The organism is Streptomyces sp. NPDC037389 (assembly GCF_040636475.1).
Lineage (GTDB): Bacteria > Actinomycetota > Actinomycetes > Streptomycetales > Streptomycetaceae > Streptomyces > Streptomyces hesseae.
In genome coordinates this window covers 282884-308825 of the sequence record NZ_JBEZUS010000007.1, presented here as the reverse complement: position 1 = coordinate 308825, position 25942 = coordinate 282884, and the positions used below count along the sequence as shown (strand labels likewise).

At 72.0% G+C, this 25942-nt stretch carries 26 protein-coding genes and 1 riboswitch; of the genes, 11 read left to right on the top strand and 15 right to left on the bottom strand.

Translation table 11 applies throughout. The annotated features are described in order from the left end of the window. Positions 1 to 136: 136 nt before the first annotated feature. The 3 genes from AB0E98_RS18105 to AB0E98_RS18095 all read right to left on the bottom strand — a co-directional run bounded on the left by AB0E98_RS18105 (position 137) and on the right by AB0E98_RS18095 (position 3515). Entirely contained in the window at positions 137 to 1150 is a 1014-nt protein-coding gene (locus tag AB0E98_RS18105) for a zinc-binding dehydrogenase (protein WP_361703652.1), read from the bottom strand. 136 nt (positions 1151 to 1286) lie between these two features. Beyond that, on the bottom strand, positions 1287 to 1781 hold the full coding sequence (locus tag AB0E98_RS18100; protein WP_361703345.1) for a hypothetical protein: 495 nt from the start codon (positions 1779 to 1781) through the stop codon (positions 1287 to 1289). Between the two features lie 111 nt (positions 1782 to 1892). Continuing rightward, entirely contained in the window at positions 1893 to 3515 is a 1623-nt protein-coding gene (locus AB0E98_RS18095; protein ID WP_361703344.1) for a M4 family metallopeptidase, read from the bottom strand. Positions 3516 to 3767: 252 nt separating this feature from the next. On the opposite strand from AB0E98_RS18095, the gene AB0E98_RS18090 reads away from it, so the two are divergent. Continuing rightward, positions 3768 to 4331 (top strand): GNAT family N-acetyltransferase, encoded by a 564-nt coding sequence (locus AB0E98_RS18090; protein ID WP_361703342.1) that lies wholly within the window; start codon positions 3768 to 3770, stop codon positions 4329 to 4331. A 15-nt stretch (positions 4332 to 4346) separates the two neighbouring features. Here the strand turns inward: AB0E98_RS18090 and AB0E98_RS18085 are convergent, their stop codons facing one another. Continuing rightward, the gene (locus tag AB0E98_RS18085; protein WP_361703340.1) at positions 4347 to 4538 is read right to left on the bottom strand and encodes an antitoxin; all 192 of its coding nucleotides are present in this window, start codon (positions 4536 to 4538) and stop codon (positions 4347 to 4349) included. 170 nt (positions 4539 to 4708) lie between these two features. Between AB0E98_RS18085 and AB0E98_RS18080 the strand changes: the two genes are divergently transcribed. Next, positions 4709 to 5491, top strand: a complete 783-nt coding sequence (locus AB0E98_RS18080; RefSeq protein WP_361703337.1) for a MerR family transcriptional regulator — start codon at positions 4709 to 4711, stop codon at positions 5489 to 5491. A gap of 19 nt (positions 5492 to 5510) precedes the next feature. Here AB0E98_RS18080 and AB0E98_RS18075 read toward each other — a convergent pair whose 3' ends face one another. Then, on the bottom strand, positions 5511 to 6008 hold the full coding sequence (locus AB0E98_RS18075) for a MarR family transcriptional regulator (RefSeq protein WP_361703334.1): 498 nt from the start codon (positions 6006 to 6008) through the stop codon (positions 5511 to 5513). A gap of 99 nt (positions 6009 to 6107) precedes the next feature. Between AB0E98_RS18075 and AB0E98_RS18070 the strand changes: the two genes are divergently transcribed. Both AB0E98_RS18070 and AB0E98_RS18065 read left to right on the top strand, forming a co-directional pair. After that, positions 6108 to 6962, top strand: a complete 855-nt coding sequence (locus AB0E98_RS18070; RefSeq protein WP_361703332.1) for an EamA family transporter — start codon at positions 6108 to 6110, stop codon at positions 6960 to 6962. Between the two features lie 17 nt (positions 6963 to 6979). Continuing rightward, positions 6980 to 7633 carry an NAD(P)H-binding protein gene (locus tag AB0E98_RS18065; RefSeq protein WP_361703651.1) on the top strand — a complete coding sequence of 218 codons (654 nt, stop codon included), beginning with the start codon at positions 6980 to 6982 and terminating at the stop codon, positions 7631 to 7633. A 105-nt stretch (positions 7634 to 7738) separates the two neighbouring features. Here AB0E98_RS18065 and AB0E98_RS18060 read toward each other — a convergent pair whose 3' ends face one another. Beyond that, complete coding sequence (locus tag AB0E98_RS18060) at positions 7739 to 8314, bottom strand: TerD family protein (protein WP_311613763.1); 576 nt, start codon at positions 8312 to 8314, stop codon at positions 7739 to 7741. A gap of 199 nt (positions 8315 to 8513) precedes the next feature. Between AB0E98_RS18060 and arfB the strand changes: the two genes are divergently transcribed. Further along, the gene (arfB, locus tag AB0E98_RS18055) at positions 8514 to 8942 is read left to right on the top strand and encodes an alternative ribosome rescue aminoacyl-tRNA hydrolase ArfB (RefSeq protein WP_361703330.1); all 429 of its coding nucleotides are present in this window, start codon (positions 8514 to 8516) and stop codon (positions 8940 to 8942) included. Positions 8943 to 8964: 22 nt separating this feature from the next. Here the strand turns inward: arfB and AB0E98_RS18050 are convergent, their stop codons facing one another. Next, positions 8965 to 9528: a flavin reductase family protein gene (locus AB0E98_RS18050; protein WP_361703649.1), complete on the bottom strand. Its 564-nt coding sequence runs from the start codon at positions 9526 to 9528 to the stop codon at positions 8965 to 8967. Positions 9529 to 9953: 425 nt separating this feature from the next. Here AB0E98_RS18050 and cdgB point away from each other — a divergent pair, with 425 nt between their 5' ends. Continuing rightward, a complete protein-coding gene (cdgB, locus tag AB0E98_RS18045) occupies positions 9954 to 11765 on the top strand; it encodes a diguanylate cyclase CdgB (protein ID WP_361703327.1) in 1812 nt (603 codons plus the stop codon). 122 nt (positions 11766 to 11887) lie between these two features. After that, the gene (locus AB0E98_RS18040) at positions 11888 to 12853 is read left to right on the top strand and encodes a carbohydrate-binding protein (RefSeq protein ID WP_361703326.1); all 966 of its coding nucleotides are present in this window, start codon (positions 11888 to 11890) and stop codon (positions 12851 to 12853) included. Here the strand turns inward: AB0E98_RS18040 and AB0E98_RS18035 are convergent. From AB0E98_RS18035 to AB0E98_RS18015, 5 genes are all read right to left on the bottom strand, one after another. Then, positions 12846 to 13670, bottom strand: coding sequence for a class II fructose-bisphosphate aldolase (locus tag AB0E98_RS18035; protein WP_361703323.1), 825 nt, complete (start codon positions 13668 to 13670; stop codon positions 12846 to 12848). The genes AB0E98_RS18040 and AB0E98_RS18035 overlap by 8 nt on opposite strands. Before the next feature lie 64 nt (positions 13671 to 13734). Next, a complete protein-coding gene (locus AB0E98_RS18030) occupies positions 13735 to 14655 on the bottom strand; it encodes a 1-phosphofructokinase family hexose kinase (protein WP_361703321.1) in 921 nt (306 codons plus the stop codon). 112 nt (positions 14656 to 14767) lie between these two features. After that, on the bottom strand, positions 14768 to 15922 hold the full coding sequence (nagA, locus tag AB0E98_RS18025; RefSeq protein WP_361703318.1) for an N-acetylglucosamine-6-phosphate deacetylase: 1155 nt from the start codon (positions 15920 to 15922) through the stop codon (positions 14768 to 14770). Further along, positions 15922 to 16893, bottom strand: coding sequence for an ROK family protein (locus tag AB0E98_RS18020; protein ID WP_361703315.1), 972 nt, complete (start codon positions 16891 to 16893; stop codon positions 15922 to 15924). Before AB0E98_RS18020 ends, nagA begins: the two co-directional genes overlap by 1 nt. A gap of 264 nt (positions 16894 to 17157) precedes the next feature. Beyond that, positions 17158 to 18063 (bottom strand): sugar isomerase, encoded by a 906-nt coding sequence (locus AB0E98_RS18015; protein ID WP_361703313.1) that lies wholly within the window; start codon positions 18061 to 18063, stop codon positions 17158 to 17160. Positions 18064 to 18328: 265 nt separating this feature from the next. Between AB0E98_RS18015 and AB0E98_RS18010 the strand changes: the two genes are divergently transcribed. The 3 genes from AB0E98_RS18010 to otsB all read left to right on the top strand — a co-directional run bounded on the left by AB0E98_RS18010 (position 18329) and on the right by otsB (position 20784). Continuing rightward, positions 18329 to 19582 carry an extracellular solute-binding protein gene (locus tag AB0E98_RS18010; protein ID WP_361703311.1) on the top strand — a complete coding sequence of 418 codons (1254 nt, stop codon included), beginning with the start codon at positions 18329 to 18331 and terminating at the stop codon, positions 19580 to 19582. 49 nt (positions 19583 to 19631) lie between these two features. Beyond that, positions 19632 to 19871: a DUF3263 domain-containing protein gene (locus tag AB0E98_RS18005; protein WP_311616289.1), complete on the top strand. Its 240-nt coding sequence runs from the start codon at positions 19632 to 19634 to the stop codon at positions 19869 to 19871. 73 nt (positions 19872 to 19944) lie between these two features. Next, entirely contained in the window at positions 19945 to 20784 is an 840-nt protein-coding gene (gene otsB, locus AB0E98_RS18000) for a trehalose-phosphatase (RefSeq protein WP_361703308.1), read from the top strand. 18 nt (positions 20785 to 20802) lie between these two features. Here otsB and AB0E98_RS17995 read toward each other — a convergent pair whose 3' ends face one another. The 3 genes from AB0E98_RS17995 to AB0E98_RS17985 all read right to left on the bottom strand — a co-directional run bounded on the left by AB0E98_RS17995 (position 20803) and on the right by AB0E98_RS17985 (position 24327). After that, complete coding sequence (locus tag AB0E98_RS17995; RefSeq protein ID WP_361703307.1) at positions 20803 to 21561, bottom strand: hypothetical protein; 759 nt, start codon at positions 21559 to 21561, stop codon at positions 20803 to 20805. Positions 21562 to 21747: 186 nt separating this feature from the next. After that, entirely contained in the window at positions 21748 to 23253 is a 1506-nt protein-coding gene (locus tag AB0E98_RS17990) for a trehalose-6-phosphate synthase (protein ID WP_361703304.1), read from the bottom strand. 126 nt (positions 23254 to 23379) lie between these two features. Beyond that, entirely contained in the window at positions 23380 to 24327 is a 948-nt protein-coding gene (locus AB0E98_RS17985; protein ID WP_361703302.1) for a glucosyl-3-phosphoglycerate synthase, read from the bottom strand. Between the two features lie 152 nt (positions 24328 to 24479). Next, positions 24480 to 24623, top strand: a riboswitch (SAM riboswitch). A gap of 17 nt (positions 24624 to 24640) precedes the next feature. Here AB0E98_RS17985 and thrC point away from each other — a divergent pair. After that, positions 24641 to 25924: a threonine synthase gene (gene thrC / locus AB0E98_RS17980; RefSeq protein WP_361703300.1), complete on the top strand. Its 1284-nt coding sequence runs from the start codon at positions 24641 to 24643 to the stop codon at positions 25922 to 25924. The last annotated feature ends 18 nt before the right edge of the window (positions 25925 to 25942 follow it).

The window sequence follows — 25942 nt, the reverse complement described above, 5'->3', positions numbered from 1 at the left end:
GCTCTCGCGTGCTTACGCGCCGTGCGCGACGTGCAGAAGCTCGCAATCCAGCCTAGGCCTGGCGGGTGACATACGCCCCTCGACGGGTAATCGTCCACCTGTTCGCCGCATTTCGGCGTATCCCGGAACAGGAGGCTCAGGGGACGAGCACGACCTTGCCGATCGTGCCGCGCGTCTCCAGCGCCCGGTGGGCGGCCGCGGCCTCGGCGAGCGGGAAGCGCTGCACGGCCGGTACGACGCGCCCCGCCGCGGCCTCCGCCAGGGACAGCTCCTCCAGCCGCCGCAGCCCGGTCTCACCCCCGCCGAACCGTTCCAGCATGGGCGGGCCGAGCACGCTCCGTGAGGTGATGCCACGCTCGGCGAGCCGGGCCGGGTCGAGGGCCTGCGGTCCGCCGCCGACCGTGCCGTGCGCGGACCAGCCGAAGACCAGGTGGAGCCCGCCGGGCGCCAGCAGATCGATCGCGGCCAGGGCGGCCGGGCCGCCGACGCCGTCGAACACGACCGTGGCGGCGCGCCCCCACAGCGCCGTACGGGCCCGCTCGGCCCACTCGGGGTCCTTGTAGTCGAGGGCGATGTCGGCGCCCAGCGCGCCGACGTGCGCGACCTTGTCCGGTCCGCCGGCCAGCCCCACGACGGTGGCGCCCGCGTTCCTGGCGTACTGCACGAGCAGCGAGCCGATGCCGCCCGCCGCGGCCGTCACGACCACGACGTCGTCCTCGCCCAGCTCGGTGAAGCCCAGGATGCCGAGCGCGGTGCGGCCCGTACCGATCATGGCGATGGCGTGGTCCTCGGCGAGCCCGTCCGGCAGCTCGTGGAGTCTGGCGGCGTCGACGACGGCCAGCTCCGCGTAGCCGCCGCCGGAGGCGGTACGGCCCAGGTGGGCGACGACGCGCCGGCCGAGCCAGCGGGGGTCGGTGCCCTCGCCGAGGGCGTCGACGGTGCCCGCGACCTCACGGCCGGGGACGGCCGGCAGCCCGGGCAGGCCGTACGGGTTGCCGGGGTCCCCGGCGCGCTGACTGGTGTCGACGAGGTGGACGCCCGCGGCCGCCACGGCCACCCGGACCTGGCCGGGGCCGGGAACGGGGTCCTCGGTGCGCTCGTGGCGCAGGTTCTCGGCGGGGCCGAAGGCGTGCAGACGGACGGCGTGCATGGCGCTCTCCTCGAAGATCGTCACGGGGACGGTCCCGAGTCTTCAACCTCAAGCAGGATTGAGGTCAAGGGGTGGCGGCGCCCAGGGCTCAGGCCCGGGCTCAGGCCCGGGCTCAGGCCGGGGCTCAGGCCCGGGTTCAGACCCGGGGGAAGCGGCTCTGGAGGTCCCAGACGACGGGGTTGTCGGCGAGTCCCTCATGCATGTCCGCCAGATCCGCGATCAGGTCGTGGAGGAAATCGCGGGCTTCACGGCGCAGGGCCTTGTGGTCGAAGGTCAGCGGCGGGTCGTCCGGAGCCCAGTCGGCCGTGACCTCCACCCAGCCGAAGCGGCGCTCGAAGACCAGGCAGTCGGTGGACTCGGTGAAGTCCAGCTCGGCGAACTGCGTCTCCGCCGAACGGCTGCCCCGGGGGTCGCGGTCGATCTTCTCCATGGTGTCGCACAGCGCCCAGGCGAAGTCGAGCACCGGCACCCATCCCCAGGCTGTGGACAGTTCCCGGTCCTCCTTGACGTCGGCCAGATAGACGTCGCCGCAGAACAGGTCGTGCCGCAGCGCGTGCACGTCGGCGGTGCGGTAGTCCGTCTGCGGGGGGTCCGGGAAGCGGCGGGAGAGGGAGTAGCCGAGGTCGATCACGCTTCGATGGTACGTATGCCGGGCGGGTGCGTACGACGGGCGTGCCCCCGCCGCCACAGGGGCGACGGGGGCACCGAGGGGGGTGTACCCGTGGGGGCGTAGCGGTGGGGGCTACTTCACGTTGATCGCGGTCCAGGTGGCGGCGACCGTCTTGTACTCGTTGCTGGTGGCGCCGTAGAGGTCCGCGGTGGCCTTGAGGGTGGCGGTGCGGGCGGCCTTGTAGTTGGTGGTGGAGGTGAAGTACGTGGTCAGGGCCTTGTACCAGATCTTGGTGGCCTTGTCCCGGCCGATACCCGTGATCTTGGAGTTGTTGGAGGTGGGGCTGTTGTAGCTCACACCGCCGATGACCTTGCTACCGCTGCCCTCGGACAGCAGGTAGTAGAAGTGGTTGGCGGGGCCGGAGGAGTAGTGGACGTCCACGTTGCCGATGGAGGACGACCAGTAGTCCTTGGAGCGGCCGTCCTTGCTCGGCTTGTCCATGTAGCGCAGCGGGGTGCCGTCGCCATTGATGTCGATCTTCTCGCCGATGAGGTAGTCGCCCGGGTCGGTGGCGTTGTTGGCGTAGAACTCGGCGGCGGTGCCGAAGATGTCGGAGGTGGCCTCGTTCAGACCGCCGGACTCACCGCTGTAGCGCAGGTTGGCGGTGGCGGAGGTGACGCCGTGGCTCATCTCGTGGGCGGCCACGTCGAGCGCGGTCAGCGGGTGGGAGTCGTTCTCGCCGTCGCCGTAGGTCATGCAGAAGCACTCGTCGTCCCAGAAGGCGTTGACGTAGCCGCTGCCGTAGTGGACGCGGGAGTAGGCGCCCTTGCCGTCGCCCTTGATGCCGCTGCGGCCGAGGACGTTCTTGTAGAAGTCCCAGGTGACGGCCGCGCCGTAGTGGGCGTCGACGCCCGCGGTCTGCCGGCCGCCGCCCCATACGTCGGTGGCGTTGGTGAAGAGCGCGCCGGTGCCCGAGGTGCCCTGGTTGAGGTCGTACGTCTTGTGGCCGCCGCGGTCGCCGTCGGTGAGCGAGTAGCCGGAGCCCGACTTGGTGGTGCTCAGCGAAACCTTTCCGCTGTAGGTGCTGGTCCCGGTGCCGGTCTCGATGGCCTCGTCCTGGAACAGCTTCTCACCGGTGTTCGCGTCGGTGATCACGTGCAGCTTGCTGGGCGTGCCGTCCTTCTGGACGCCGGTGACCACGGTTTCGTACGCCAGGACCGGCTTGCCCTGCGCGGCCCAGATGACCTTGCGCGGCGCGCGGTCGGCGTCGGCCTTCGAGGTCTTCTCGCTCGCGGCGACGCTCAGCGCGCTCTTCTTGGCGGCGGCCGGCGCGAGGGCGGGCGTGGTGCTGGGCACGGCTATCTTGGCGTCGGTCGCCTTGGTGACGTCGCGGGCGCCGCTCTTCTTCTGATGCACCACCAGGTCGCCGCCGAGCACCGGCAGACCCTCGTACGTGCGCTCGTAGCGCGTGTGCACGGTGCCGTCGGCGTCCTTCACGACGTCACGGACGACCAGCTTCTCCTTGTCGGCGTCCAGGCCGATCTTGGCGGCGGTCGAGGCCGCCCCGCTCTGTGCCTCCTGAACCGCGGAGGCCCGCTGCCCGGCCGACAGCGCCAACTGCTGCCCGCCCTGGGCCTTGTCGGCCGAAGCGTTCGCGGAACCCGACTGCACGCCGATGACCACCATGGCGGCGGAGGCGACAAGTGCGGCGGCACGCAGGGAGTTCTTGCGGGGAGTGGCGGTGTTGCTTCTCAACTCGATCTCCTAAGAGGGGGGTTACGGGCAGCCCGAGCGAGGGCCGCACCGTTGCGTCAGGAGTGGTGCAGGAGCGAATTGAGGAGAGCGTGCCATCGATGGCCAGAGATTGACAGGGGCGCAACAAGGATTTGATCTGTTGGTAAACGCTGAGCGGTGGATTGGATCCGCTATGCGGTGAGTTGGGGGCCGAACGCGATGTGTTCAACTGGTGAGGAAGGGCGGTTGAACAGAGCGAAAGGGGTGGCGGGAATGGATATCGGAATGTGCGCGGAGGACTACGTTCCGAAGCAATTCCGTGTACAGGCACACGCGTTGCGCGAAGAAGCATGGCCCGGGCTGGGGGGAATCCCGCACGACCCCGCGTTGAATCCGCTGACGATACTGCTGGTAACGCCGGATGGTGAAGTCACGGCGGTGCTCGACGTCCTGTCGAAGGACATCGAGCACGAAGGCGTCCGTTACCGGGCGGCGGGCCTGAGTTCGGTCGTCACGGCCGAGGCGCACCAGGGCAAAGGACACGGGCGGCAGCTCGTGGCTGCCGCCCGTGAAATCATCGCGAAAAGCGGTGCGGACCTTGGAATCTTCACCTGCGACCGCCCCTTGCAGGGCTTCTACGAAGGGGCCGGCTGGCACGTACTGGAGGGCGCCGTGCTCGTCGGGGGCACCCCCGAGGCCCCCTTCCCCAGCGACCGCCCGGGGTTCGGCAAGGTCACGATGGCGGACTTCTTCACCGAGCGGGGGCGACGGGGCGCCGCTTCGTTCCGGGACGCCCGGATCGGGCTCTACCCGGGTGAGACCGACAGGTTGTGGTGAGGGGGCCGACCGGGGCTACGGCTGGTCGTCCGGCTTCTGTTCCCGGGTGCCGAGCTGTTCGTTGAGCTTCTGCTGAACGGTGTCGGTCTGGCTCTGGTACTTGTTCTGCGTCTTCGCGTCGAACGCGTCACCGGCCTTCTCGACGCCCTGCCGGGCCGCGTCCTCATGACCCTTGAGCATGCTCTTGAGCTTGTCGAGCATGGACATGGTTGTCCTCCTTACGGAACGCCTGACGCCTTCAGGATCGCCGCGTTCCGGCCGCGCCGCATCCCAGGGGCGGGGGGCCGTGCGGACGGGCTTGCGGTTGCCGTTGCGTCAACACCTACGGTCTTCCCCAGGGCCGGAAGGACCGGCCCGGTGAGGGAAGGCTGAGACGGATGGCCTGGTCGATCGCGGATGTGGCCCGGATGTCCGGGGTGACGTCCCGGACGCTGCGGCACTACGACGAGATCGGGCTGCTGCCGCCCGCGTGGACCGGCAGCGGTGGGCTCCGCCACTACGAGGAGGTCGATCTGCTGCGCTTGCAGCAGATCCTCCTGATGCGGGAGCTGGGCCTGGGGCTGCGCGAGATCCAGGCGGTCCTGGACAGCCAGGTCGACCGGCTGGCCGCGCTCCGCGAGCACTACGCGCGCCTGCTGGGCGAACGCGACCGCCTGGAGACGCTCGTCCGCACCGTCGGCCGCACCATCGCCGAACTGGAGGAGGGAAAGGACGACAACGGCATGACGAAGATCAACCGTCCGGAGAACCTGTTCGAGGGCTTCGGCACCGCCGACACCGAGATCGAGGCCGCCGAGATCGAGGCGGAGGTGCGGGAGCGGTGGCCGCGGCAGTGGGAGCAGTCCCGGCAGGCCGTCGAGGCGATGACCGCCGAGGACACGGAGCGGTGGCAGCGGGAGGTGACGTCGCGGATGATCCGCATGGCGGAGTTCATGGTGGCCGGCGTCCCGGTCGCCGACCCGGCGGTACAGGCCGAGGTGGAGGTCCACTACCAGGGCGTGTGCGGCTTCTGGACCCCGAACGCGTGCGCGTACAAGGGGGTGGGGCAGACCTACGTCGACGACCCGAGGTTCCGCGCGAACTTCGACAGGATCGCCGAGGGGCTGGCCGTCTACCAGCGTGACGCGATGGTTGTCTACGCGGACGCGCGGCTGGGCTGAGCCCGGGGCTTGTCGCGTTTCACCCCGTCCTGTCGCCCAGCGACTCCAGCAGGACCCGCAGCGATCCCGTCAGCGCCTCCCGTTCGGCCGGGCTCAGGGCCGCCAGGACGCGTTCCTCCGTGGCGACGTGGTCCGGGAGGGCGCGGTCGATGAGGGCGCGGCCCTCGTCCGTGAGGGAGACGACGACGCTGCGGCCGTCGTGGTCGCTGCGGGTGCGGGTGACGAGGCCGCGGGCCTCCAGGCGGTCGAGGCGCTGGGTGATGGCGCCGGAGGTGACCATCGACGAGCGCATCAGCTCGGCCGGGGTGAGGCGGTGCGGGGGGCCGTTGCGGCGGAGGGTGGCGAGGACGTCGAAGGAGGCGCCGTCCAGGTCGTGCGCGGCGAACGTGCGCCGGAGCTCGGTGCCGACCAGCTGGTGCAGCCGGTTCAGGCGGCCGATCACGGCCATGGGGGAGGGGTCCAGGTCGGGCCGCTCGCGTGCCCACTGTTCCAGTACTCGGTCTACGTGATCTGCCACGACCCCAGCCTAGCAATGCCTTAGCGGTGAGGTAGATCACTCACCGATAGCTTAGTGCTGAGTTATATTGGCTTAGTGCTAAGCAATCGGATCGGGATCGTGTTCCTCACCGCTCTGGCGCCCGCCATCTGGGGCACCACCTACGCCGTCACCACCGAGTTCCTGCCGCCCGGCCGCCCGCTGCTGGCGGCGGTCGTGCGGGCGCTGCCGGCGGGGCTCGTCCTGGTGGCCGTGACCCGGAGGCTGCCGAAGGGCGTGTGGTGGTGGCGGGCGCTGGTGCTGGGGACGCTCAACATCGGGGCGTTCTTCGCGCTGCTGTTCGTCGCCGCGTACCGGCTGCCCGGCGGGGTCGCCGCCACCATCGGGGCGGTGCAGCCCCTGCTGGCCGCCGGGCTCTCCACCGGACTGCTGGGGGAGCGGCTCACTCCGCGCACGGTGATCGCCGGCGCGGTGGGCGTGGCCGGCGTCAGCATGCTCGTCCTGCGGGCCGACGCCCGGCTCGACGGGATCGGGGTGGCGGCCGCGGTCGGCGGCGCGGTGGTGATGGCCACCGGCGTCGTGCTCAGCAAGCGCTGGGCCTCGGACGTGTCGCCGCTCGCCGCGACGGGCTGGCAGCTCGTCGCCGGAGGCGTGCTGCTGGTCCCGGTCGCCCTCGTCGTGGAAGGCGCGCCGCCCACGTCGCTCACCGCGGGGAACATCGCCGGGTACGGCTATCTGGCCGTCGTCGGCTCCGCGTTCGCCTACGTGCTGTGGTTCCGGGGGATACAGGCGCTGCCCGCCACGGACGTCACCTTCCTCGGGCTGCTGAGCCCCGTCGTCGCCACGGCGGTCGGCTGGCTCGCGCTCGGTCAGTCCCTCACCGTCGCGCAGGGGCTGGGCGGGTTGGTCGTCCTGGGCGCCCTGGTTCTGGCGCAAGCACAGTTCAAACCCCGTCAACTCGCTCGGAGGATCTGAAAGTCATGGGAAAGACCCTGCGCATCACCGTCATCGGCGCGGCCGGGAACGTCGGACGCCGCGTCGTCGCCGAGGCCCTGGCCCGGGGGCATGCCGTCACCGCCGTCGTCCGCGATCCGGCCCGGGGGCGGGCGGTGGGGCTGCCCGAGGCAGCGGAAATACGCGTCGGTGATGCGGGAAACGCTGAGGATGTCGCTGCCTTGAGCGCCGGGCAGGACGTGGTCATCGGCGCCACCCGGCCCGCCCCGGGGCAGGAGGGCGAGCTCGCCGCCATGGCGGAGGCCCTGCTGGCCGGCGTCGCGGAAGCCGGGACCCGGCTGCTGCTCGTCGGCGGCGCGGGGAACCTCTCCGTGCCGGGCACGGACGGCCGTACCCTCGTCGTCGACGACCCGGCGTACGTCCCCGAGTCGTGGCGGCCCATCGCGGTGGCCTGCGTCGAGCAACTGGCCGCCGTCCGTGCCGCCGGCGCGGACGTGGACTGGACGTATCTGAGCCCGCCGGCGCTGCTGGAGCCGGGCGAGCGGACGGGCGCCTACCGGCTGGGCCGCGACGAACTGCTCGTCGACGGTGACGGGAGGTCGGCCGTCTCCATGGAAGACCTGGCCGTGGCCCTGCTGGACGAGGCCGAGCGGCCCGGACACCGGCGGGCCCGGTTCACGGTCGCGTACTGAAGTGCCGCGTACTGAAGTCGCGTACTGAAGCGGATGTGCGGAGGGCCGCCCCTCCCCTCGCGGGGATGAGGCGGCCCTCCGGCGTCGGTCGTCAGCCGTCAGCCGTCAGACGTTGACGCCGAAGTCCTGGGCGATGCCGACGAGGCCGGACGCGTAGCCCTGGCCGACAGCGCGGAACTTCCACTCGGCGCCGTTGCGGTAGAGCTCGCCGAAGACCATGGCCGTCTCGGTGGCCGCGTCCTCGCTGAGGTCGTAGCGGGCGATCTCGGCGCCGCCGGCCTGGTTGACGATGCGGATGTAGGCGTTGCGGACCTGGCCGAAGTTCTGCGAGCGGGCCGCGGCGTCGTAGATGGAGACCGGGAAGACGATCTTGGTGATGTCGGCCGGGAGGGCCGCCAGGTTCACATTGATCTGCTCGTCGTCGCCCTCGCCCTGGCCCGTGGTGTTGTCGCCGGTGTGGACGATGGTCTGGTCCGGCGTCGACTTGTTGTTGAAGAAGACGAAGTGGCCGTCGGAGTAGACCCGGCCGCCCGCGTTCACGGCGATGGCGCTGGCGTCGAGGTCGAAGTCGGTGCCGGTGGTGGTGCGGACGTCCCAGCCGAGGCCGACCGTGACGGCCGTCAGGCCCGGGGCCTCCTTGGTGAGGGAGACGTTGCCGCCCTTGGACAGGCTTACAGCCATGGGATGGGTCCCTTTCTGCTTCTATGTCGACTCGCGGCGCTCTCCAGGCCGCCGTCTCACCCCTGATAACGCCATGTGGGGGACCCGGGGTTCCATTCCGCTTTACTTTCTTTGCCGGTTCCTGACGGCGACCCGGTGGTCGGCCCGGCCCGCGCAAAAAGAGGTGACGTGTCCGCGTCCGTCGGGGGAACATGGACGCATGTCCGGTCCCCACGTCATCCGCGGCTCCGTCTCCCTCCCCGAGGCCGAGCTCATGTGGCGCTTCTCGCGTTCCTCCGGGCCGGGCGGGCAGCACGTCAACACGAGCGACAGCCAGGTCGAGCTGCGCTTCGACCTCGCGGCGACGAACGCGCTGCCCGAGGTGTGGAAGGAGCGCGCGCTGGAGCGGCTCGCGGGCCGGCTCGCCGACGGCGTCGTGACGGTACGGGCCTCCGAGCACCGCTCGCAGTGGCGGAACCGCGAGACGGCCGCCGTGCGGCTGGCGGCGCTGCTGGCCGAGGCGAGCGCGCCGCCGCCCAAGCCGCGACGGGCCACGAAGATCCCGCGTGGCATCAACGAGCGGCGGCTGCGCGAGAAGAAGCAGCGCGCCGACACCAAAAAGGGGCGTTCCGGGCGCGATTGGCACTGACGGCGATCAGTGCCAATCGCGGTCAGTCCAGGTGGCGGTAGCGCCCTCGGAAGTACGCGAGCGGGCCGCTCTCCGTGGCGGGTGTGGCCGCCCGGAGCACCCGGCCGATGACGAGCGTGTGGTCCCCGGCCACCACGCGCTGCTCGGTGCGGCATTCGAGGACCGCCAGGGCGCCCTCGATCAGAAGGGCGCCGCTGATCGCGCCGCGCTCGTGGGGGACGTCCGCGAAGAGGAGCCGGTCGCTGACGCGGCCCTTCATGGCGAAGCGGCCCGCGATGGGGCGCTGGCCCTCGGCGAGCACGGATACCGCCCACAGGGGCTGCCGCTCCAGCAGGTCGTCCATGCGGGAGCCGTTGCGGACGCTCACCATCACCAGGGGCGGTTCCAGGGAGACGGACACGAAGGCGGTGGCCGTCATGCCGACGTCCTCGCCGCGGGGGCCGTCCTCCGGGTCGTGCGCGGTCACCAGCACGACTCCGGCCGCCAGCCGGGTCAGGGCGGCGCGGAATTCGTCGGCGGCCACCCCCTCGGGGCGGCCCTCGTGGTGGGTGTCGGGCTCGGCGGTCACTCCAACAGGATGGGCTATGCCGGTCTCGGTGGGCGAAGTCGTCTGCAACACGCCTCGAACGCTAGCCGTCCCGGGGGATGAGACGCATCGGGCCGGGGGACCGATCGGGGTTCCGGTCCGGTCCTAGGTCCTGAGAGCCTGTGCGCGTACGTCCGCGTGCGTCGGTGGGTATCCGCGTGCATCCGCGTGGGAATCGGTCCGGAAGAGATCTGATCATGTCCGTTCGTGTCTTTTCCGGGCCCTCGAATTTGCGTTCATTAAGCATAAGAGCGCGCTCGAACGCCAGAGGCGCGACTTCAACGCCACCTGTGACATGAGTCACAGAGGGTGCTAATTGTTGACCCTGTGTACCGGGTGGTCAGCTCGCTGTGATTCAGTGGCCGGGTAATCGGACGAACAAGAAGCCTGGAGTTTGCTGTCGAGGTCTCGGGGGAGAGCGAGCTATGGAGACCGAGTCGGAGCCGTACGTCCGCCTGGCCACACTGAAACAGGTCCATCGGGCGATCGCGGACCTGAATACCGCGCGCAGCCTCGCGGACACCTTGCAGACCGTCGCCGACGGTGTCGTGTCCGGGCTCGGCTACGAGCTCTCCGCCGTCAACCTCGTCCGCCCGGACGGTGACCTGGTCGTCGCCGCCGTGGCCGGGAGCGCCAGCGCGGAGGCCCTGATGGCGGGGCGTGTCGGCTCGCGCGTGTCATGGGAGCGGCGGCTGGCGATGGGCGACGAGTGGGGCGATCTGCGCTTCATCCCGTACACCGAGGGCTGGATCCTCGACGACGACGACGTCCCCCAGTGGCACACCGCCGGGCCCGCGCCGCGCTTCGCGGACGAGTGGCACCCGATGGACCGGCTCTTCGCCCCGATGTACTCCACGGGCCCCTCCGGCGGCGAGCTGCTCGGCGTCATTTCCGTGGACAAACCGAGCAATGGCCGTAGACCCGGCGCATGGGGCCGAGAGGCTCTTCAGATGTATGCGTCGCAAGCGGCGATTGCGATCAGTAACGCTCGTCTACGCGCAAATATGCAGCGCGCTCTGGTCCGGCTCGAACGGGAACAGCAGGCGCTGCGTGCCAGCGAGGAGAGCTTCCGGCAGGCGTTCGAGTATGCGCCGAGCGGGATGGCGATCGCCGAGATGGGCGGCGACCAGCACGGTCGCCTCCACCGCACCAACGACGCGCTGTGCCGGCTGCTCGGCCGCTCCGCCTCGCAGATGCGCCGCTACTCCTTCGCCGACCTCGTCCACCCCGAGGACATAGGCACCCTGCTCCGCACCTCCGCCGAGGGCGGCCGCGCCGAGCTGCGGCTGGCGCGGCGCGACGGCACGTTCGTCTGGGTCTCGCTGCGCAACTCGGTCGTGGCCGACGCCGCCGACGGCCCGCGCTTCCTGCTCACCCATGTGGAGGACATCGAGGAGCGCAAGCGGCACGAGCTCCAGCTCGCCCACCGCGCCAGCCACGACTCCCTGACCGGCCTGCCCAACAGCGCCGAGCTCCGCGCCCGCCTCAGCAGCCGCCTCTGCGGTCGCCCGCCCGGCAGCGAGACCCACGCGGCGGCGGCCGCCGGCCCGTACGGGGCGCTCGACGGCTTCGCGGAGGTCGCGAGCGTGGAGAGCGCGGCGTATGTGCCGGAGGCGCTGCCCGCGGGCGGTGTGGGCGCCGTGGGCGGCCTTCCGGCTGCCGCCGGTGGCCACGGCCACGGCTTCGGCTCCGACACCGGGCCCGACTACGCGCCGGACTTCCCGCCCGAGGACTACGGCGGCGGCCCGGGCATCTCCGTCGGCTACGGCCACGGCCACGGTCACGCCTACGACCACCACGAGCACGCGATCGCCCCGGACGAGGACGCCGACGACGGCACCAAGGGCCTGGCCGTCCTCTTCTGCGACCTCGACGGCTTCAAGCTGATCAACGACCGGTTCGGGCACCACACGGGCGACGCGGTGCTGATAGAGGTCGCCCGGCGGCTGAGCAACGGCGTGCGGGAGGGCGACACGGTCGCCCGGCTCGGCGGCGACGAGTTCGTCGTCCTCGCGGACGGGCTGGCCCTCGCCGACGCGGAGGATCTTGCCGTCCGGCTGCGAAATGCCATCATTCCTCCCATAAGGGTCGATGGCCGGGCCGTCCGGGTGGGGGCGAGTTTCGGAATCGGCTGGGCGGGGTGCGGCATGAGCGCGGACGAAGTGCTGCACTCCGCCGACCAGCGGATGTACATGGAGAAGCGGGCACGGGCGAAGGCGGGAAGACGCGCCGGATGAGTGCCGGTTTGCCCGGCCCCCCGATCCCGGGTGCACGGCGTGAAACCACCCACTCGGGGTACGCTTCGCCGATGCGGCACCGCCGACGGGGACACCATGTGGGATATGGGGAGTGACAGGGGATGACGGCCGGTAACAACGGCACGGGCACCGGTTCCGGCGCGTCCGGCGCGCCGGAGAACGACGACCCGTTCGGCTACCTGTACCGCTCGGAGGGCGGCGGGTCCACCGAGGGCGGTCAGCAGCAGACCGCTGCCTATCAGCCGGGTGTTCCCCGCACGTCCTACAACCAGGTACGGCCTGTGGGCTCGCGCACATACGGCGGCGCCCAGGGCGTCGGCTCGACCGCGCCGCGCCCGGCCGGACCGAACCCGCACTACGCGGCTCCGGAGACGCTGGGCGGTGCGCCCACGCAGGGCCAGGCGCCCGTACGGGGCGGGCACGGCGCGGCTCCGGCGGCGCCGCGGCCGAGGCGGCGGGGGCTGCTCATAGCCGCGATAGCGGTCGTGCTCGTGGTCGCGGGCGGCATCGGCGTGGCGATGCTCACGAACAGCTCGTCCGACGACAAGCAGACGTCCGCCGGCGGCGAGGAGAAGCCTGGAGGCGGCGACGCGGCCAAGGGCGGCGACGCGAAGAAAAAGAAGGACAAGGACGAGGGGCCGAAGAATCCTTCGGTCAACGCCCAGACGAAGCGTGACGCGTCGAACCTCCGGCTGAGCGGCGGTGCCACCACGGAGAAGACCGTGAAGGGCGCCCAGGCCGACGGGGGCATCTACATCACCGGCATGAACCAGCCGGGCGCGGCCGTCGAATGGACCGTGGACGTCGAGAAGGCCGGGGACTACCGGCTGAACCTGCGCTACGGCGTGCCCGGCAAGGACGCCACCCTCACCACGTGGGCGAACGGCAATAAGACCTTCAGCTCCATCAAGATGAAGAACTACGGCGCCAAGCCGGGTGACTGGGAGAACGGCTGGTTCACCAGCTGGGTCCAGGTGTCGCTCAACAAGGGCACCAACGTCCTCAAGTTCTCCTGCGAGCCGGGCGACCAGTGCGAGTCCCACCTCGACCAGGTCTGGATCAGCTGACGACCCCCAGGAACCCCGCCACCGCCCCCGCCATCGCCTCGCGAGCGGGGGCGAGGTATGCCCGGGGATCGACCGCTGACGGACGGGCCTCCAGGAAGGCTCGTACCGCGCCCGTGTAGGCCGTGTTCAGGGCCGTTCCGACGTTGATTTTCTTCATGCCGGCAGCGATGGCACGGCGGATTTCCGCGTCCGGAACGCCCGAGGAGCCGTGGAGGACGAGCGGGACCGGGACGGTGGTGGCCAGGGTCGCGATGAGGGTGTGGTCGAGGGTGGCTGTGCGTTCGGTCATGGCGTGGGTGCTGCCTACTGCCACGGCCAGGGCGTCCACGCCCGTGTCGGCCACGTAGGCGGCCGCCTCGGCCGGGTCGGTGCGGACGCCAGGGGTGTGGGCGTCGCCCGCCTTGCCGCCGATGCGGCCGAGCTCCGCCTCCAGCCAGAGGCCGCGTTCGTGCGCCCAGCGGGCGGCGGAGGACGTGGCCTTCACGTTGTCGCCGTAGGGCAGCTTCGACGCGTCAAACATGGCCGAGCTGAAATCGTGGGCGTGCGCGGCGTGGAGGAGGTCCACGGTTTCGACGTGGTCCAGGTGGAGGGCGAGGCGCGCTGTCGACGCGCGGGCCACGGCTGCCGTCGCGGCGGCGATGGGGGCCAGGTTCCCGCCGTGGAACCTCACGGCGTTCTCGGAGATCTGGAGGACGGCGGGGACGCCGGCCGCTTCCGCGCCGAGCGCGATCGCTTCGGCGTGTTCGACGGTGATGACGTTGAAAGCCATCACGGCTCCGCCTGCGGTCATGAGGTCGGCGGTGCGGGTCAGTGGCATGACGCTCCTTCGCCCTTCTGTGGCCGTAACCGGGGCTCCGCCCCGGACTTCGGGGACCGGCGGCTCACAGCGCTTCGACCCGTACGCCCGCCCTCAACTCCTCGTACGCGCCCGCGTCGAACTCGCCCGCCCCCGGTGCCCGGACCGTCGCCGCCGACAGGGCCACCGCGCGTATCAGACGGTCCGGCCAGGGCAGACCCTCCGTCAGGCCCGAGAGGAGGCCCGCGACGGCCGAGTCGCCCGCGCCCGTGGGGTTGCCCCGCAGCGGCGTCGGCGGGGTGGCGCGCCAGGTGCCGTCGGGGGTGATGGCGAGCATCCCGTCGGGGCCCAGGGACGCCGCGACGGCGTGGGCGCCGCGGCGGCGGGCGTCCAGGGCCGCGGGGAGGGGGTCCGTGGAGCCCGTCAGCGCGGCCAGTTCGGCGGCGTTGGGCTTGACGACGTCCGGGCGGGCGGCGATGCCGCGCCGCAGGGGCTCGCCGCTGGTGTCGAGGAGGACGGGCACGTGCCGGGCGCGGGCCTGCCGGATGAGGTGCGCGTAGGCGCCGACGGGGACGCCGGGTGGCAGGCTGCCGCACAGGGCGACGGCCTTAGCGTCGCGCAGGAGGTGGCCGTAACGGTCGTCGAAGGCGGCCCACTCGGCCGGAGTGACGTCCGGGCCCGCCTCGTTGAGCTGCGTCGCGTCGCCGGTCGAGTCGTCCACGACGGCCACCGTGCGGCGCGTCGCGCCGGTGATGGGCACCAGCGCGTCGGTCAGCGGGCCCGCGGACTCCGCGAGGAGCCCGCGCAGGGTGTCGCCCGTGGCGCCGCCCGCGAAGCCGGTGACCACCGTCTCGTGGCCCAGCGCGGCCAGCACCCGCGCGACGTTCACGCCCTTGCCGCCCGGCCGTTCGGCCGAGTGCCGGACGCGGTGCGAGGTCTGCGGGAGCAACCGGGGGACACGGTAGGTCAGATCGAGCGCGGCGTTGAGCGTGACCGTGAGGATCATCGGCGCCTCTCTCCCCGACCGGGGCGGTAGTGGTGGCGCCAGCGATCATGCCAAAGCGAGGGCGGCAGGCCCAGACCCTGGACCCGCCGCCCTCGACGAAGTGGGAGGAGAATTACCGCACTTCCGGCTTAACCAGCCATTCACCCTTGCGCATCACGCCGACGAGGTCGAACGTCCCGTTCAGGACGACCAGGTCCGCGTCCTTGCCCGCTTCGATCGTGCCGATCCGGTCCGACAGGCCCAGCAGCCGCGCCGGGGTCGTCGACAGGGCCCGTACCGCGTCCTCGACCGGCAGCCGGTCGACCGTCACCGCGCGCTTGAACGCCGTGTCGAGCGTGAGCGTCGAGCCCGCGATCGAGCCGGCCGTCGGGCCGTCCGCGATCCGCGCCACGCCGTCCTTGACCTCGACGCTCATCGGGCCCAGCGGGTACATCCCGTCGCTCATGCCCGCCGCGCCCATCGCGTCCGTGATGAACGCGACCCGGTCGGCGCCGGCCTGGTTGAAGGCCAGCTGGAGGGCGGCGGGGTGGAGGTGGGTGCCGTCGTCGATCAGTTCGACCGTGACCCGCTCGTCCTCCAGCAGTGCCGCGATCGGGCCGGGCGCGCGGTGCAGCAGCGACGGCATCGCGTTGAACAGGTGCGTGGCGACCGTCGCGCCCGCGTCGATGGCCTCCAGGGTCGCCTCGTACGTCGAGTCCGTGTGGCCCACGGCCGCGATGACGCCGTGCTCGGCCAGAAGGCGGACCGATTCCAGGCCGCCCTCCAGCTCCGGCGCCAGCGTCATCATCCGCGCCGCGCCGCGCGCCGCGTCGACAAGCTTGCGGACGTCCGCCGGGTCCGGGTCGCGGAGGAGCTCCGGCTGGTGCGCGCCGCAGCGGTGCGGGGAGATGAACGGGCCCTCGAAGTGGATGCCCGCCAGGTCGCCCTGCTCGGTCAGCTCGGCGAGGGTCGCCGCCTGCCGGGCCAGGTCGTCCAGGTCGCCCGTGACCGTCGAGGCGACCATCGTGGTGGTGCCGTGGGCGCGGTGGGTGCGGATCGCGGTGAGCGCCTCTTCGGCGTCGCCCGACGAGAAGGACGCGCCGCCGCCGCCGTGGACGTGGATGTCCACGAAGCCGGGGACGATCCAGTGGCCGGCCAGGTCGATGCCTCCGGCTTCCTGGGGCCGGTCCGCCGCGATGCGGTCGCCCTCGATCGTTACGCGGCCCCCCTCCGCCACCCCGGTCGGCAGCACTACGCGGGCGCCGGTGAGAACCGTTCGTTCGATCATCAGGCGGATACCTCCATGGTTTCCGTGTCATGCGTTTCATGCGTTGCGAGAAGGTCCCAGGCGAGCAGGCCCGCGCCCAGGCAGCCCGCGGTGTCGCCGAGGGCCGCGGGGACGATCCGGGGGAGCTTCTGGAAGGTGACGCGCTCGGCCACCGCCGCGCGCAGGGGGGTGAAGAGGGTGTCCCCCGCCTCGGCCAGGCCGCCGCCGATGATCAGCACGCGCGGGTCGAGCAGGGTCAGGGCCGTCACCAGGCCGTCGGCGAGGGCGTCCACCGCGTGCCGCCACACCTTCCCGGCGCGCGGGTCGCCGGACGCCACGGCCTTGGCGCAGCCGGCGGCGTCGGCGGCGGGGTCGCCGCTCGCCTCCGCCCAGGCGCGGCTGACCGCCGACGCGGAGGCGATCGTCTCCAGGCAGCCGCGGCCGCCGCAGCCGCAGTCGAGGGCGTCGGGTTCGGCGCCGCGGCGTACGGCGATGTGGCCGATCTCGCCCGCGTAGCCGTGGGCGCCCGCCTCGATGCGGCCGTCGATGCCTATCGCTCCGGCGATGCCGGTGCCCAGCGGTACGAAGAGGAAGCGGTCGGCGCCCCGGCCCGCGCCGACGCGGCCCTCGGCGAGGCCGCCGGCGCGGACGTCGTGGCCGAGGGCGACGGGGGTGCCGGCCAGGTGGTCGCCGAGGCGGTCGCGGAGGGGGAGGTCGCGCCAGCCGAGGTTGGCGGCGTAGACGGCGGTGCCGGTGGCGGTGTCCACGATGCCGGGTACGGCGATGCCGGCCGCGGCGGCCGGCTCCCCGTACGCGCGGCGGCCGTGCTCGCGGAGGTCGGCGGCGAGGGCGAGGATGCCGGCCACGACGGCTTCGGGGCCCTTGGCGCGCTCGGTCGGCCTGCGGGTCTCGTACAGCAGGGTGTGGTCCGGGGCGACCAGCGCGGCCTTGATGGCGGTGCCGCCTACGTCCAGGGCGATGACGTGTTTCACGTCTGTAGTTTCGCCCTTGCGGGTACGAAAGGTCTAGTCCACTCGCCGTGCGCGTCGGCGCCTCCGGCGCGGGGTTCCGCCGACGTTCCGGCTCACCGCCGGTGGTTTTCCGCGCCTTCGGCGCGGGTTTCGCCCACCCTCCCGCCCGATTACCCGGCACGGATTGCCCGGGCAGGGGGCAAGGGTTGGGGGTAGGGGGCGCGCGTTGAAGAGCGGGCACCCCACCCCACCCCACCCCACCCCGCCCCCGCCCCCCACCGGCGGTCAGCCGGAAAGGACCACGCTCCGCGTGAGGTGGCGCGGCGCGTCGGGGTCCAGCCCCCTGGACTCCGCCACCGCCACCGCGAGCCGCTGCGCACGCACCAGATCCGCCATCGGGTCGCCCCCGTCCGCGACCAGCGTCGCCCCCGTCGCGGCCACGTCGGCCGCCAGCCCGTCCGGCAGTGGTCCGAAGGACCACACCACCCGCCCCGGCCCGGCGATGGCCACCGGCCCGTGCCGGTACTCCATCGCCGGGTACGCCTCCGTCCACGCCCCCGCCGCCTCCCGCATCTTCAGCGCGGCCTCCTGGGCCAGGCCGTACGCCCAGCCCCGGCCCAGGAACGTCCACTGTTCCGCTGCCGGGAGGGAGGGCGGCAAGGGGGCCGACAGGGTCCGTTCCGCCTCGTCCGCCGCCTCCGCCATCGCCGCCGCGCCGGACGGCGAAAGGCTCGCGCGGAGGAAGGCGAGGGCCGTCGTCGCGAAGCGGGTCTGGACGACGGATTCCTCGTCCGCCCAGTCCAGGACGGCCGTGTCGGTCGCGGCGTCCATGACGGGCGTCCTGGGGTCCGCGGTGAGCGCCAGCGCGGGCGTGTTCGCGGTTTCCTCCAGCAGGCGCAGCACCTCCGTCGTCGTACCGGAGCGGGTGATCGCCACGACGCGGTCGTACGCGCGGCCCCGAGGGAACTCGGACGCGGCGAACGCGTCCGTCTCGCCCTGCCCGGCCGCCTCGCGCAGCGCCGCGTACGCCTGGGCCATGAACCACGACGTGCCGCAGCCGGTCACCGCCACGCGTTCGCCCGGGGCGGGGAGGCCCGTCGCGCGTGTCGCTGCGCGGGCCGCGCGGCGCCAGCTCTCCGGCTGGGTGACGAGTTCGCGGTGGGTGAGGGACGGGGGCGGGGACGGCTTCATGTGCTTGCTCCTTGCGGGATGCGCGGGATGCGTACAGCAGGTCGAGCGTCGTCCCCGTGCATAGCAGCCCCCGTGACCTGGGGGAAGAGCGGTACGGCGATACCGAGGCGAAACCCCGGAGCCGTAGACCGTATGGTTGCGCGCGGGAGAAACTCACGGTCTCCACGGGACTCGCGAATCCCAGGGGGGAGATTCCACGGTCTCCACACGGTGAACACGAACCACAAGGTGGGTAGCAGTAGTGCAGCGGCGGCGGTTCTTGGGCATGACGGCGGCGGGTGCCGCGACTGCGGCGTTGGCGCCGACGCTGACGGCGTGCGGGAGCTCCGGCCCCGGCGGCGACAAGAAGCTGAAGCTTGTCGCGGCGGACTATGGCGACAAACCGGCCAACAGCTCCAAGAAGTACTGGGAGCAGCTCGCCAAGGACTTCGAGTCCAAGAACAAGGGCATCAAGCTCGACGTCGAGGTCTACAGCTGGACCGAGGTCGACAAGAAGGTCGCCGACATGGTCGCGGCCGGCAAGGCCCCCGACATCGCGCAGATCGGCGCGTACGCCGACTTCGCCGCGGCCGGGAAGCTCTACAGCGCCGACCAGATGATCTCCGTGCCCACCCAGGCGGACTTCATCGCCTCGCTCACCAAGGCGGGCGAGGTCCACCGGGTGCAGTACGGCCTGCCGTTCGTCTCCAGCACCCGCATGCTCTTCTACAACAAGACCCTGTTCCTCAAGGCGGGCATCGCGAAGGCGCCCGAGAGCTGGGACGAGGTCCAGGCCGCGGCGGTCAAGCTCAAGGCCGCGGGCGTGAAGATACCTTTCGGCGTGCCGCTGGGCCCCGAGGAGGCGCCCGCCGAGACCATGCTGTGGATGCTGGGCGGCGGCGGTGGCTACACCGACAACACCGGTGCCTACACGATCAGCTCCGAGGCCAACGTCAAGGCCTTCGCCTGGCTGCGCGACGAGCTCGTCGGCAAGGGCCTCACCGGCCCGACCGACCCGGCCCGCACCAACCGCCAGGACGTCTTCGACGCGTTCTGCAAGGGCGACGTCGGCATGCTCCACGGCCACCCGACCCTGATGCAGCAGGCCAAGGCCGGGAAGATCGACTTCCAGACCGCCCCGCTGCCCGGTGTCAAGGGCAAGGCGAGCTCCACCATGGGCGTCGCCGACTGGATGATGGCCTTCAAGCAGAGCGGCCACCGCGACCAGCTGGGCACCCTGCTCGACTTCATCTTCAGCAAGGACAACGTGCTGAGCTTCGTCGGCCAGTACGAGCTGCTGCCCGTGACGGAGTCCGCCTCCGCGGCGATGCAGGGCGACCGCCGCTACGAGACCCTCTGGCCGTTCCTCTCCCAGCTCCAGAACGCCGACTTCTACCCCGCCGACAAGACGTCCTGGGCCAAGGTCAGCGCCACGATCAAGGAGAAGATCGGCTCGGTCGTGCAGAAGGGCGGCGACCCGGCCGCCGTGCTCGGCGAGATCCAGCGCGAGGCGGAGGCCGCGGAGCTCGCGGGCCGTTGAGGCGGGCCGTCAGGTTCGACGACCAGGTTCGACGACTAGGTTGGACGACATGAGCGACGACCAGGGCGGGCTGTCCGAGCGTGACCTCGCCGTGCTCGCCCTGGAGCGGATGTCCTGGCCGGGGCCGGGCGCCAAGGAGCGGGCCGTGCGCGAGCGCCTCGGCATCACGCCCACCCGCTACTACCAGCTGCTCAACGCCCTCCTCGACGACCCGCGCGCCCTCGCCCACGACCCCGTCACGGTCAACCGGCTGCGGCGGCTGCGGGACGAGCGGCGCGAGCGCCGCTGAGCGGACGGTATACGTCGTAATACGTCGTACAACTGCCCGTCCCCGTGGCGGGCGTCCCGGTAGGGTCGCCCGTATGGGCAGCCACCCCCTCCCGGAACCCGTGACCGAGGCCGGCCGTGACGGCCTGGCCGCACTGCTGGCGCGGCCCGAACGCGCGGTCGTCGCCCTCGACTTCGACGGCACCCTCGCGCCGATCGTGCCCGACCCCGAGCGGGCCCGCGCCCACCCCGGCGCCGTGCCCGCCCTCGCCCGGCTCGCCCCGCGCTTGGGGTCGGTGGCCGTGGTGACCGGCCGCGCGGCCGGGGTCGCCGTGCGCTACGGCGGCTTCGCCGGGGTCCCCGGGCTGGAGCACCTGGTGGTGCTCGGCCACTACGGCGCCGAGCGCTGGGACGCCGTCACCGGCACCGTCCACGCCCCCGCCCCCCATCCCGGTGTCGCCGCCGTGCAGGCGGAACTCCCCGGCGTACTGGACCGGTCGGGTGCCTGGCAGGGCACCTGGGTCGAGGACAAAGGACGCGCCATCGCCGTCCACACCCGCCGCGCCGCAGACCCCCAGGCCGCCTACGACGCCCTGCGCGCGCCGCTCGCCGCGCTCGCCGAGCGCCACGACCTGATCGTCGAACCCGGCCGGCTGGTGCTGGAGCTGCGCCCGCCGGGCATGGACAAGGGCGTGGCCCTCGCCGAGTACGTCCGCGAGGCCGGCGCCTCCGCCGTCCTCTACGCCGGTGACGACCTCGGCGATCTCGCCGCCTTCGCGGCGGTCGAGAAGCTGCGCACCGAAGGGGTGCCGGGCACCCTGGTGTGCAGCGGCAGCGCCGAGGTCGCCGTGCTCGCCGAGCGGGCGGACCTTGTGGTGGACGGGCCGGTGGGAGTGGTGGAGTTGCTGGCCGGGTTGGCCGAGCGGCTCGGCTGATTTCCTTTCTATTCGCCTTTACTCGCCGTCTTCCGCCTTGGGGTCCTTGGCCGCCGGCTTCTCGTTCGTGAGACCCAGGGCGGACAGCGCGGTCGTCCAGTCCTTCGCGATCGCCTGCTGGGCCTTCACCAGCTCGGTCTTCCCCGAGCAGATCGCCGCCTTGAGCTTGCTCTCGACGACGTCCTTCGGATTGTTCGGCCCGGCTCCCGCCTTGTGGCCGGGAGAGGGCGGCTGGACCCACAGATTGCGCGGGTCGTTGGGGTCGCCGCCGAGCTGGAGGCTGATGAGGTGGTCGTACTCGGCGTCCTTCATCGACCCCTTGTAGCCGTACGAGGCCGCGTTCGCGGTCTTCTCCCGGCTGGTGATGTTCGTGCCGGGACGGATGTCGGACGTGTAGCCGCTGCGGCAGATGGTGGTCTTGAGGGTCGCCTGGGTGACCTTGGGATTGGTGGCGCCCGGGGTGCACTTGGGGTCGGGCAGTGGCTCCTTGGCGGCGGTGTAGCGGTAGGAGCACGTACCGGGCGGGGGCTGGTTCTGGACGGTGTACGAGCCTTGGGGACCCGGTCCGGCCGGGACCGCGACGGCGCCCCCTCCGGACGAGGACGGGGATGAGGATGAGGATGAGGGCGAGGACGGGGTGCCCGACGGACCGGCCTTCGCCGCCTTGGAGCCGGCGTCCTTGCCGCTGTCGGAGTCCGAGGAACAGCCGGTGGCGGTGACGGCTATGAGCGTGGTGGCGGCCGCCACGAGAGCGGCCCAGCGCTGAGCGTTCGGCATGGGCCATGGCTACCCGCCCGCCGGGGGAGAGGTGCCGGGCGGTGGAGGCGTTGGCCCGTACGGACAGGGTCGCAGAACGCGCCGCGTACTCCGGCGCCCCGCAGGGGCGCGGGGCAGTGTCGATATGCGGCTACCGCCGCGTGGGCGCGACAAGCCCCCACCGGCCCGCGGTGGACCGACAGCCGGCTACCCGCCCTGGAGCGCCGCCAACTGCTCCGTGAACCACCGCGCCGGCGGCAACCGCGTCGCCGCCGCCGCCAACCGCTTCGCCCGCTCCGCCCGCTCCCCCGGGTCCATCAGCAGGGCCAGGTGCAGGGCGCGCGCCGTCGCCTCGACGTCGTACGGATTGACGACGATCGCCTCCTCGGCCAGCTCCGCCGCCGCCCCCGCCTCGCGGGACAGCACGAGGACGCAGCCGTGGTCGGAGACGGCCGGGACCTCCTTGGCCACCAGGTTCATGCCGTCGCGGATCGGGTTGACCAGCGCCACGTCCGCCATCCGGTAGGCGGCCAGGGAACGGGCGAAGTCGTCCTTCACATGGAGGATCACCGGCTGCCACTCCGCCGTGCCGAAGGCGGCGTTGATCGATTCCGCGACGCGCTCCACCTCGGCGGTGTAGTCGCGGTAGACCTTCAGGTCCTGCCGGGAGGGGTAGGCGAAGGCGATGTGCACCACCTTGCCCCGCCAGTGCGGCCGGTCCTCCAGCAGCCGGCGGTAGGCGTGGAGGCCGCGCACGATGTTCTTGGACAGCTCTGTGCGGTCGACCCGCAGGATCGTCCGGCGCCCCGGGCCGACCTGCTCCCGCAGGGCCGCCAGCCGCTCCTCCACGTCGGGCCGGTGCGCGCGCTCGCGCAGGAAGTCCGCGTCCGCGCCGAGCGCGTGGACGCCGAGCCGCGTCGTACGGCCCGCGAAGCGGACCGCCGCCGCCGTCCCGTCCTCCTCCCGGATGACCTCGGCCTTCAGGACGTCCGCGCAGCACGCGGCGAACGCCTCCGCCCAGCGGTGGGTCAGGAAGGCCGCCCGGTCGCCGCCGAGGACGCCGCGCAGCACCTGCTCGGCGATGTCGTCCGGCAGCAGCCGGTAGTAGTCCGGCGGGGCCCACGGGGTGTGGGAGAAGTGGCCGATGCGCAGGTCGGGGCGGCGGGTCCGGAGCAGCCCGGGGACGAGGGTGAGGTGGTAGTCCTGGACGAGCACGACGGCGCCCTCCGCCGCCTCCTCGGCGATCGCGTCCGCGAAGGCGGTGTTGTACGCCTCGTAGGCCGCCCACTGGCCCCGGAACTCCTTGTCGAACACCGGCTCGACCGGGGTCTGCCAGAGCATGTGGTGGGCGAACCACAGCACGGAATTGGCCACGCCGTTGTACGCGGCGGAGAACGTCGCGGCCGGGATGTCCAGCATCCGCACCCGCAGCCCGCCCGTGTCGGCCGGGTCGAGTCTTCGGCCCGCGCTCCCCGCCGCCAGCCGGTCGCCCTCGCCCAGCGCCGCGCACACCCACACCGCCGCCGCGCCCCGGGGGTCCCGCCCGATCTCGCTCAGCCCGGACACCAGCCCGCCGCCGCCCCGCCCCGCCGCCAGCGAGCCGTCCTCGCGAAGCGCGTACGAGACGGGCCCCCGGTTGGACGCCACGACGATGGGCGCGGCGGTTACCGGGGCAGTGGCTTCCGGGGCGGACGGGGGATGCTCAGCGACCATGTCGCCAGCCTTGCCGCCCGGGGAACCGCTCAAACGTACGCACGGCCCGTCGGGTGGCACACGGGAACGTCCCGTTCCCTTCCCCGGGAGCTTCCCTGTGCGCTTCTTCGTGCGCCTTTTCGCGCGCTACGCCGCGCGTCGCCGGGCGTACTCCGGTATCTCCGCCATCGGTGGCCGCTCCTCCGTGTCCACCGCGTACGTCTGCGGCACGAACCCCTCCGCCGTGCGCTCGAACTGGGTGAGCTCCGGGCGCACCAGATGGCCCCGGGCCAGCCGCAGCTGCGCCGTGCGGTAGATCGTCGCGGCCATCCGGCCCAGCGCCCGGCCGTCCTGGTGGCGGTGCTTGCGCACGCCCACGTCGACCTGCGCCAGCGCGTCCAGGCCCACCGTGTGCAGCGAGTCCACGAGCAGGCCCAGCTCCACGCCGTAGCCCACGGGGAACGGCAGCCGCTCCAGCAGTGAGCGGCGGGCCGCGTACTCGCCGCCCAGCGGCTGGACGAAGCCCGCGAGCTGCGGCCAGTGGAGATTCAGCAGCGGGCGCGCCACCAGCTCGGTGACCCGGCCGCCCTGCCCCGCGACCTCGCCCAGCGGGCGGTCGTACATCGCTTTGACGAACCGCACCTCGGGATCGGTCAGCAGCGGGCCGACGATCCCCGAGACGAAGGCGCTGGAGAAGTCTTTAAGGTCGGCGTCGACGAAGCAGACGACGTCGCCCGTCGTCACCAGCAGGGACCGCCACAGCACCTCGCCCTTGCCGGGCAGCGCGGGCAGCCGCGGCAGGATCCCGTCCCGGTGCACGACGCGCGCGCCGGCCGCCGCGGCGACCTCGGCGGTGCGGTCCGTGGAACCGGAGTCCAGCACCACCAGCTCGTCCACCAGGGGGACGGACTCCGACATCAGCTCGCGGCGGATCGTCGCCACGATCTCGCCGACGGTCGCCTCCTCGTTCAGCGCCGGCAGCACCACGCTGACCGTGGTGCCCGTGTCCGCCTTTGCGGCCAGCAGCTGGTCGAGCGGACGGTCGGCGGCGGACCAGGACCGCCGGGCGAGCCAGCGTTCCACCTCTTCCAGCACGCGCATAACTCCTGTCGTTGTGACGCATCTCGCGGTTCGGACGGCCCTCTCAAGCGACCATCCCTTCCGTTACAGTCTTGAACAACGCGGACGGCCGTCCTATGTCGGGGGTCGTCGCGCGCACAAACGCCTGGGTCCGCCCAGCGCCATACCGCTCATCCAGAGGGGCAGAGGGATACGGCCCGTTGAAGCCCCGGCAACCCTCCAGCCGGTCTCACCGTTCACACGGCGAGGCTCCCGGCGGGGAAGGTGCCAATTCCGTCTCGTGGCGACGTTCGCCGCGAGGAAGATGAGGAGAAAGGGCCTCGCCTCCATGGCTGTCGAAGCCGTTGAAAGTCGTACCTCCGTACCCGCTTCCGCCTCCTTCGGTCCCGCTGTGGCGCTCTCCTGCCGCGAGTGCGGCGAGCGCTTCCCGCTCGGCCCCTCCTTCGCCTGCGTGGGCTGCTTCGGTCCCCTTGAGGTGGCGTACGAGCTCCCCGTCGGCGACCCCGAGTCGCTGCGCCGCCGTATCGAGGCCGGTCCCGCGAACATCTGGCGCTACGCCCCCCTGCTGCCCGTACCCGCCGACGTCGCGGACCGGCCGAACCTCAACCCCGGCTTCACCAAGCTCGTCAAGGCCGACAACCTCGCCCGCGAGCTGGGCGTCACCGGCGGGCTGTACGTCAAGGACGACTCCGGCAACCCCACGCACTCCTTCAAGGATCGCGTCGTCGCCATCGCCGTCGAGGCGGCGCGCGCCTTCGGTTTCACCACCCTCTCGTGCTCCTCGACGGGGAACCTGGCGGGGGCGGTGGGCGCCGCGGCGGCGCGCGCGGGCCTGCGGTCCTGTGTCTTCATCCCGCACGACCTGGAGGCCGGCAAGGTCGTGATGGCGGCGGTCTACGGCGGCGAGCTGGTGGGCATCGAGGGCACGTACGACGACGTGAACCGCTTCTGCAGCGAACTCATCGGCGACCCGCTCGGCGAGGGCTGGGGTTTCGTCAACGTCAATCTGCGGCCCTACTACGGGGAGGGCTCCAAGACCCTCGCGTACGAGATCTGCGAGCAGCTGGGATGGCGGCTGCCGGACCAGATCGTGGTGCCGGTGGCCTCGGGATCGCAGCTGACGAAGATCGACAAGGGGCTGAAGGAGCTCATCGCGCTGGGGCTGGTCGAGGACCGCCCGTACCGGATCTTCGGCGCCCAGGCCGAGGGGTGCGCGCCGGTCTCGCGCGCCTTCAAGGACGGGCACGAGGTGGTGCGGCCGGTGAAGCCGGACACCATCGCGAAGTCCCTGGCGATCGGCAACCCCGCCGACGGGCCGTACGTGCTCGACATCGCCCGGCGCACGGGCGGGGCCGTGGAGGACGTGGACGACGAGCGGATCGTCGAGGCGATCCGGCTGCTGGCCCGTACGGAGGGGATCTTCGCGGAGACGGCGGGCGGGGTGACGGTCGGGGTGACCCGGAAGCTGCTGGAGGACGGGCGGCTGGACCCGTCCCTGACCACCGTCGTGCTCAACACGGGCGACGGCCTCAAGACGCTGGACGCGGTGGCGGCGGGGCCGACGGCGACGATTCCGCCTTCGCTCGACGCTTTCCGGGCGGCGGGGCTTTAAACGCACGTCGCCGTTTCC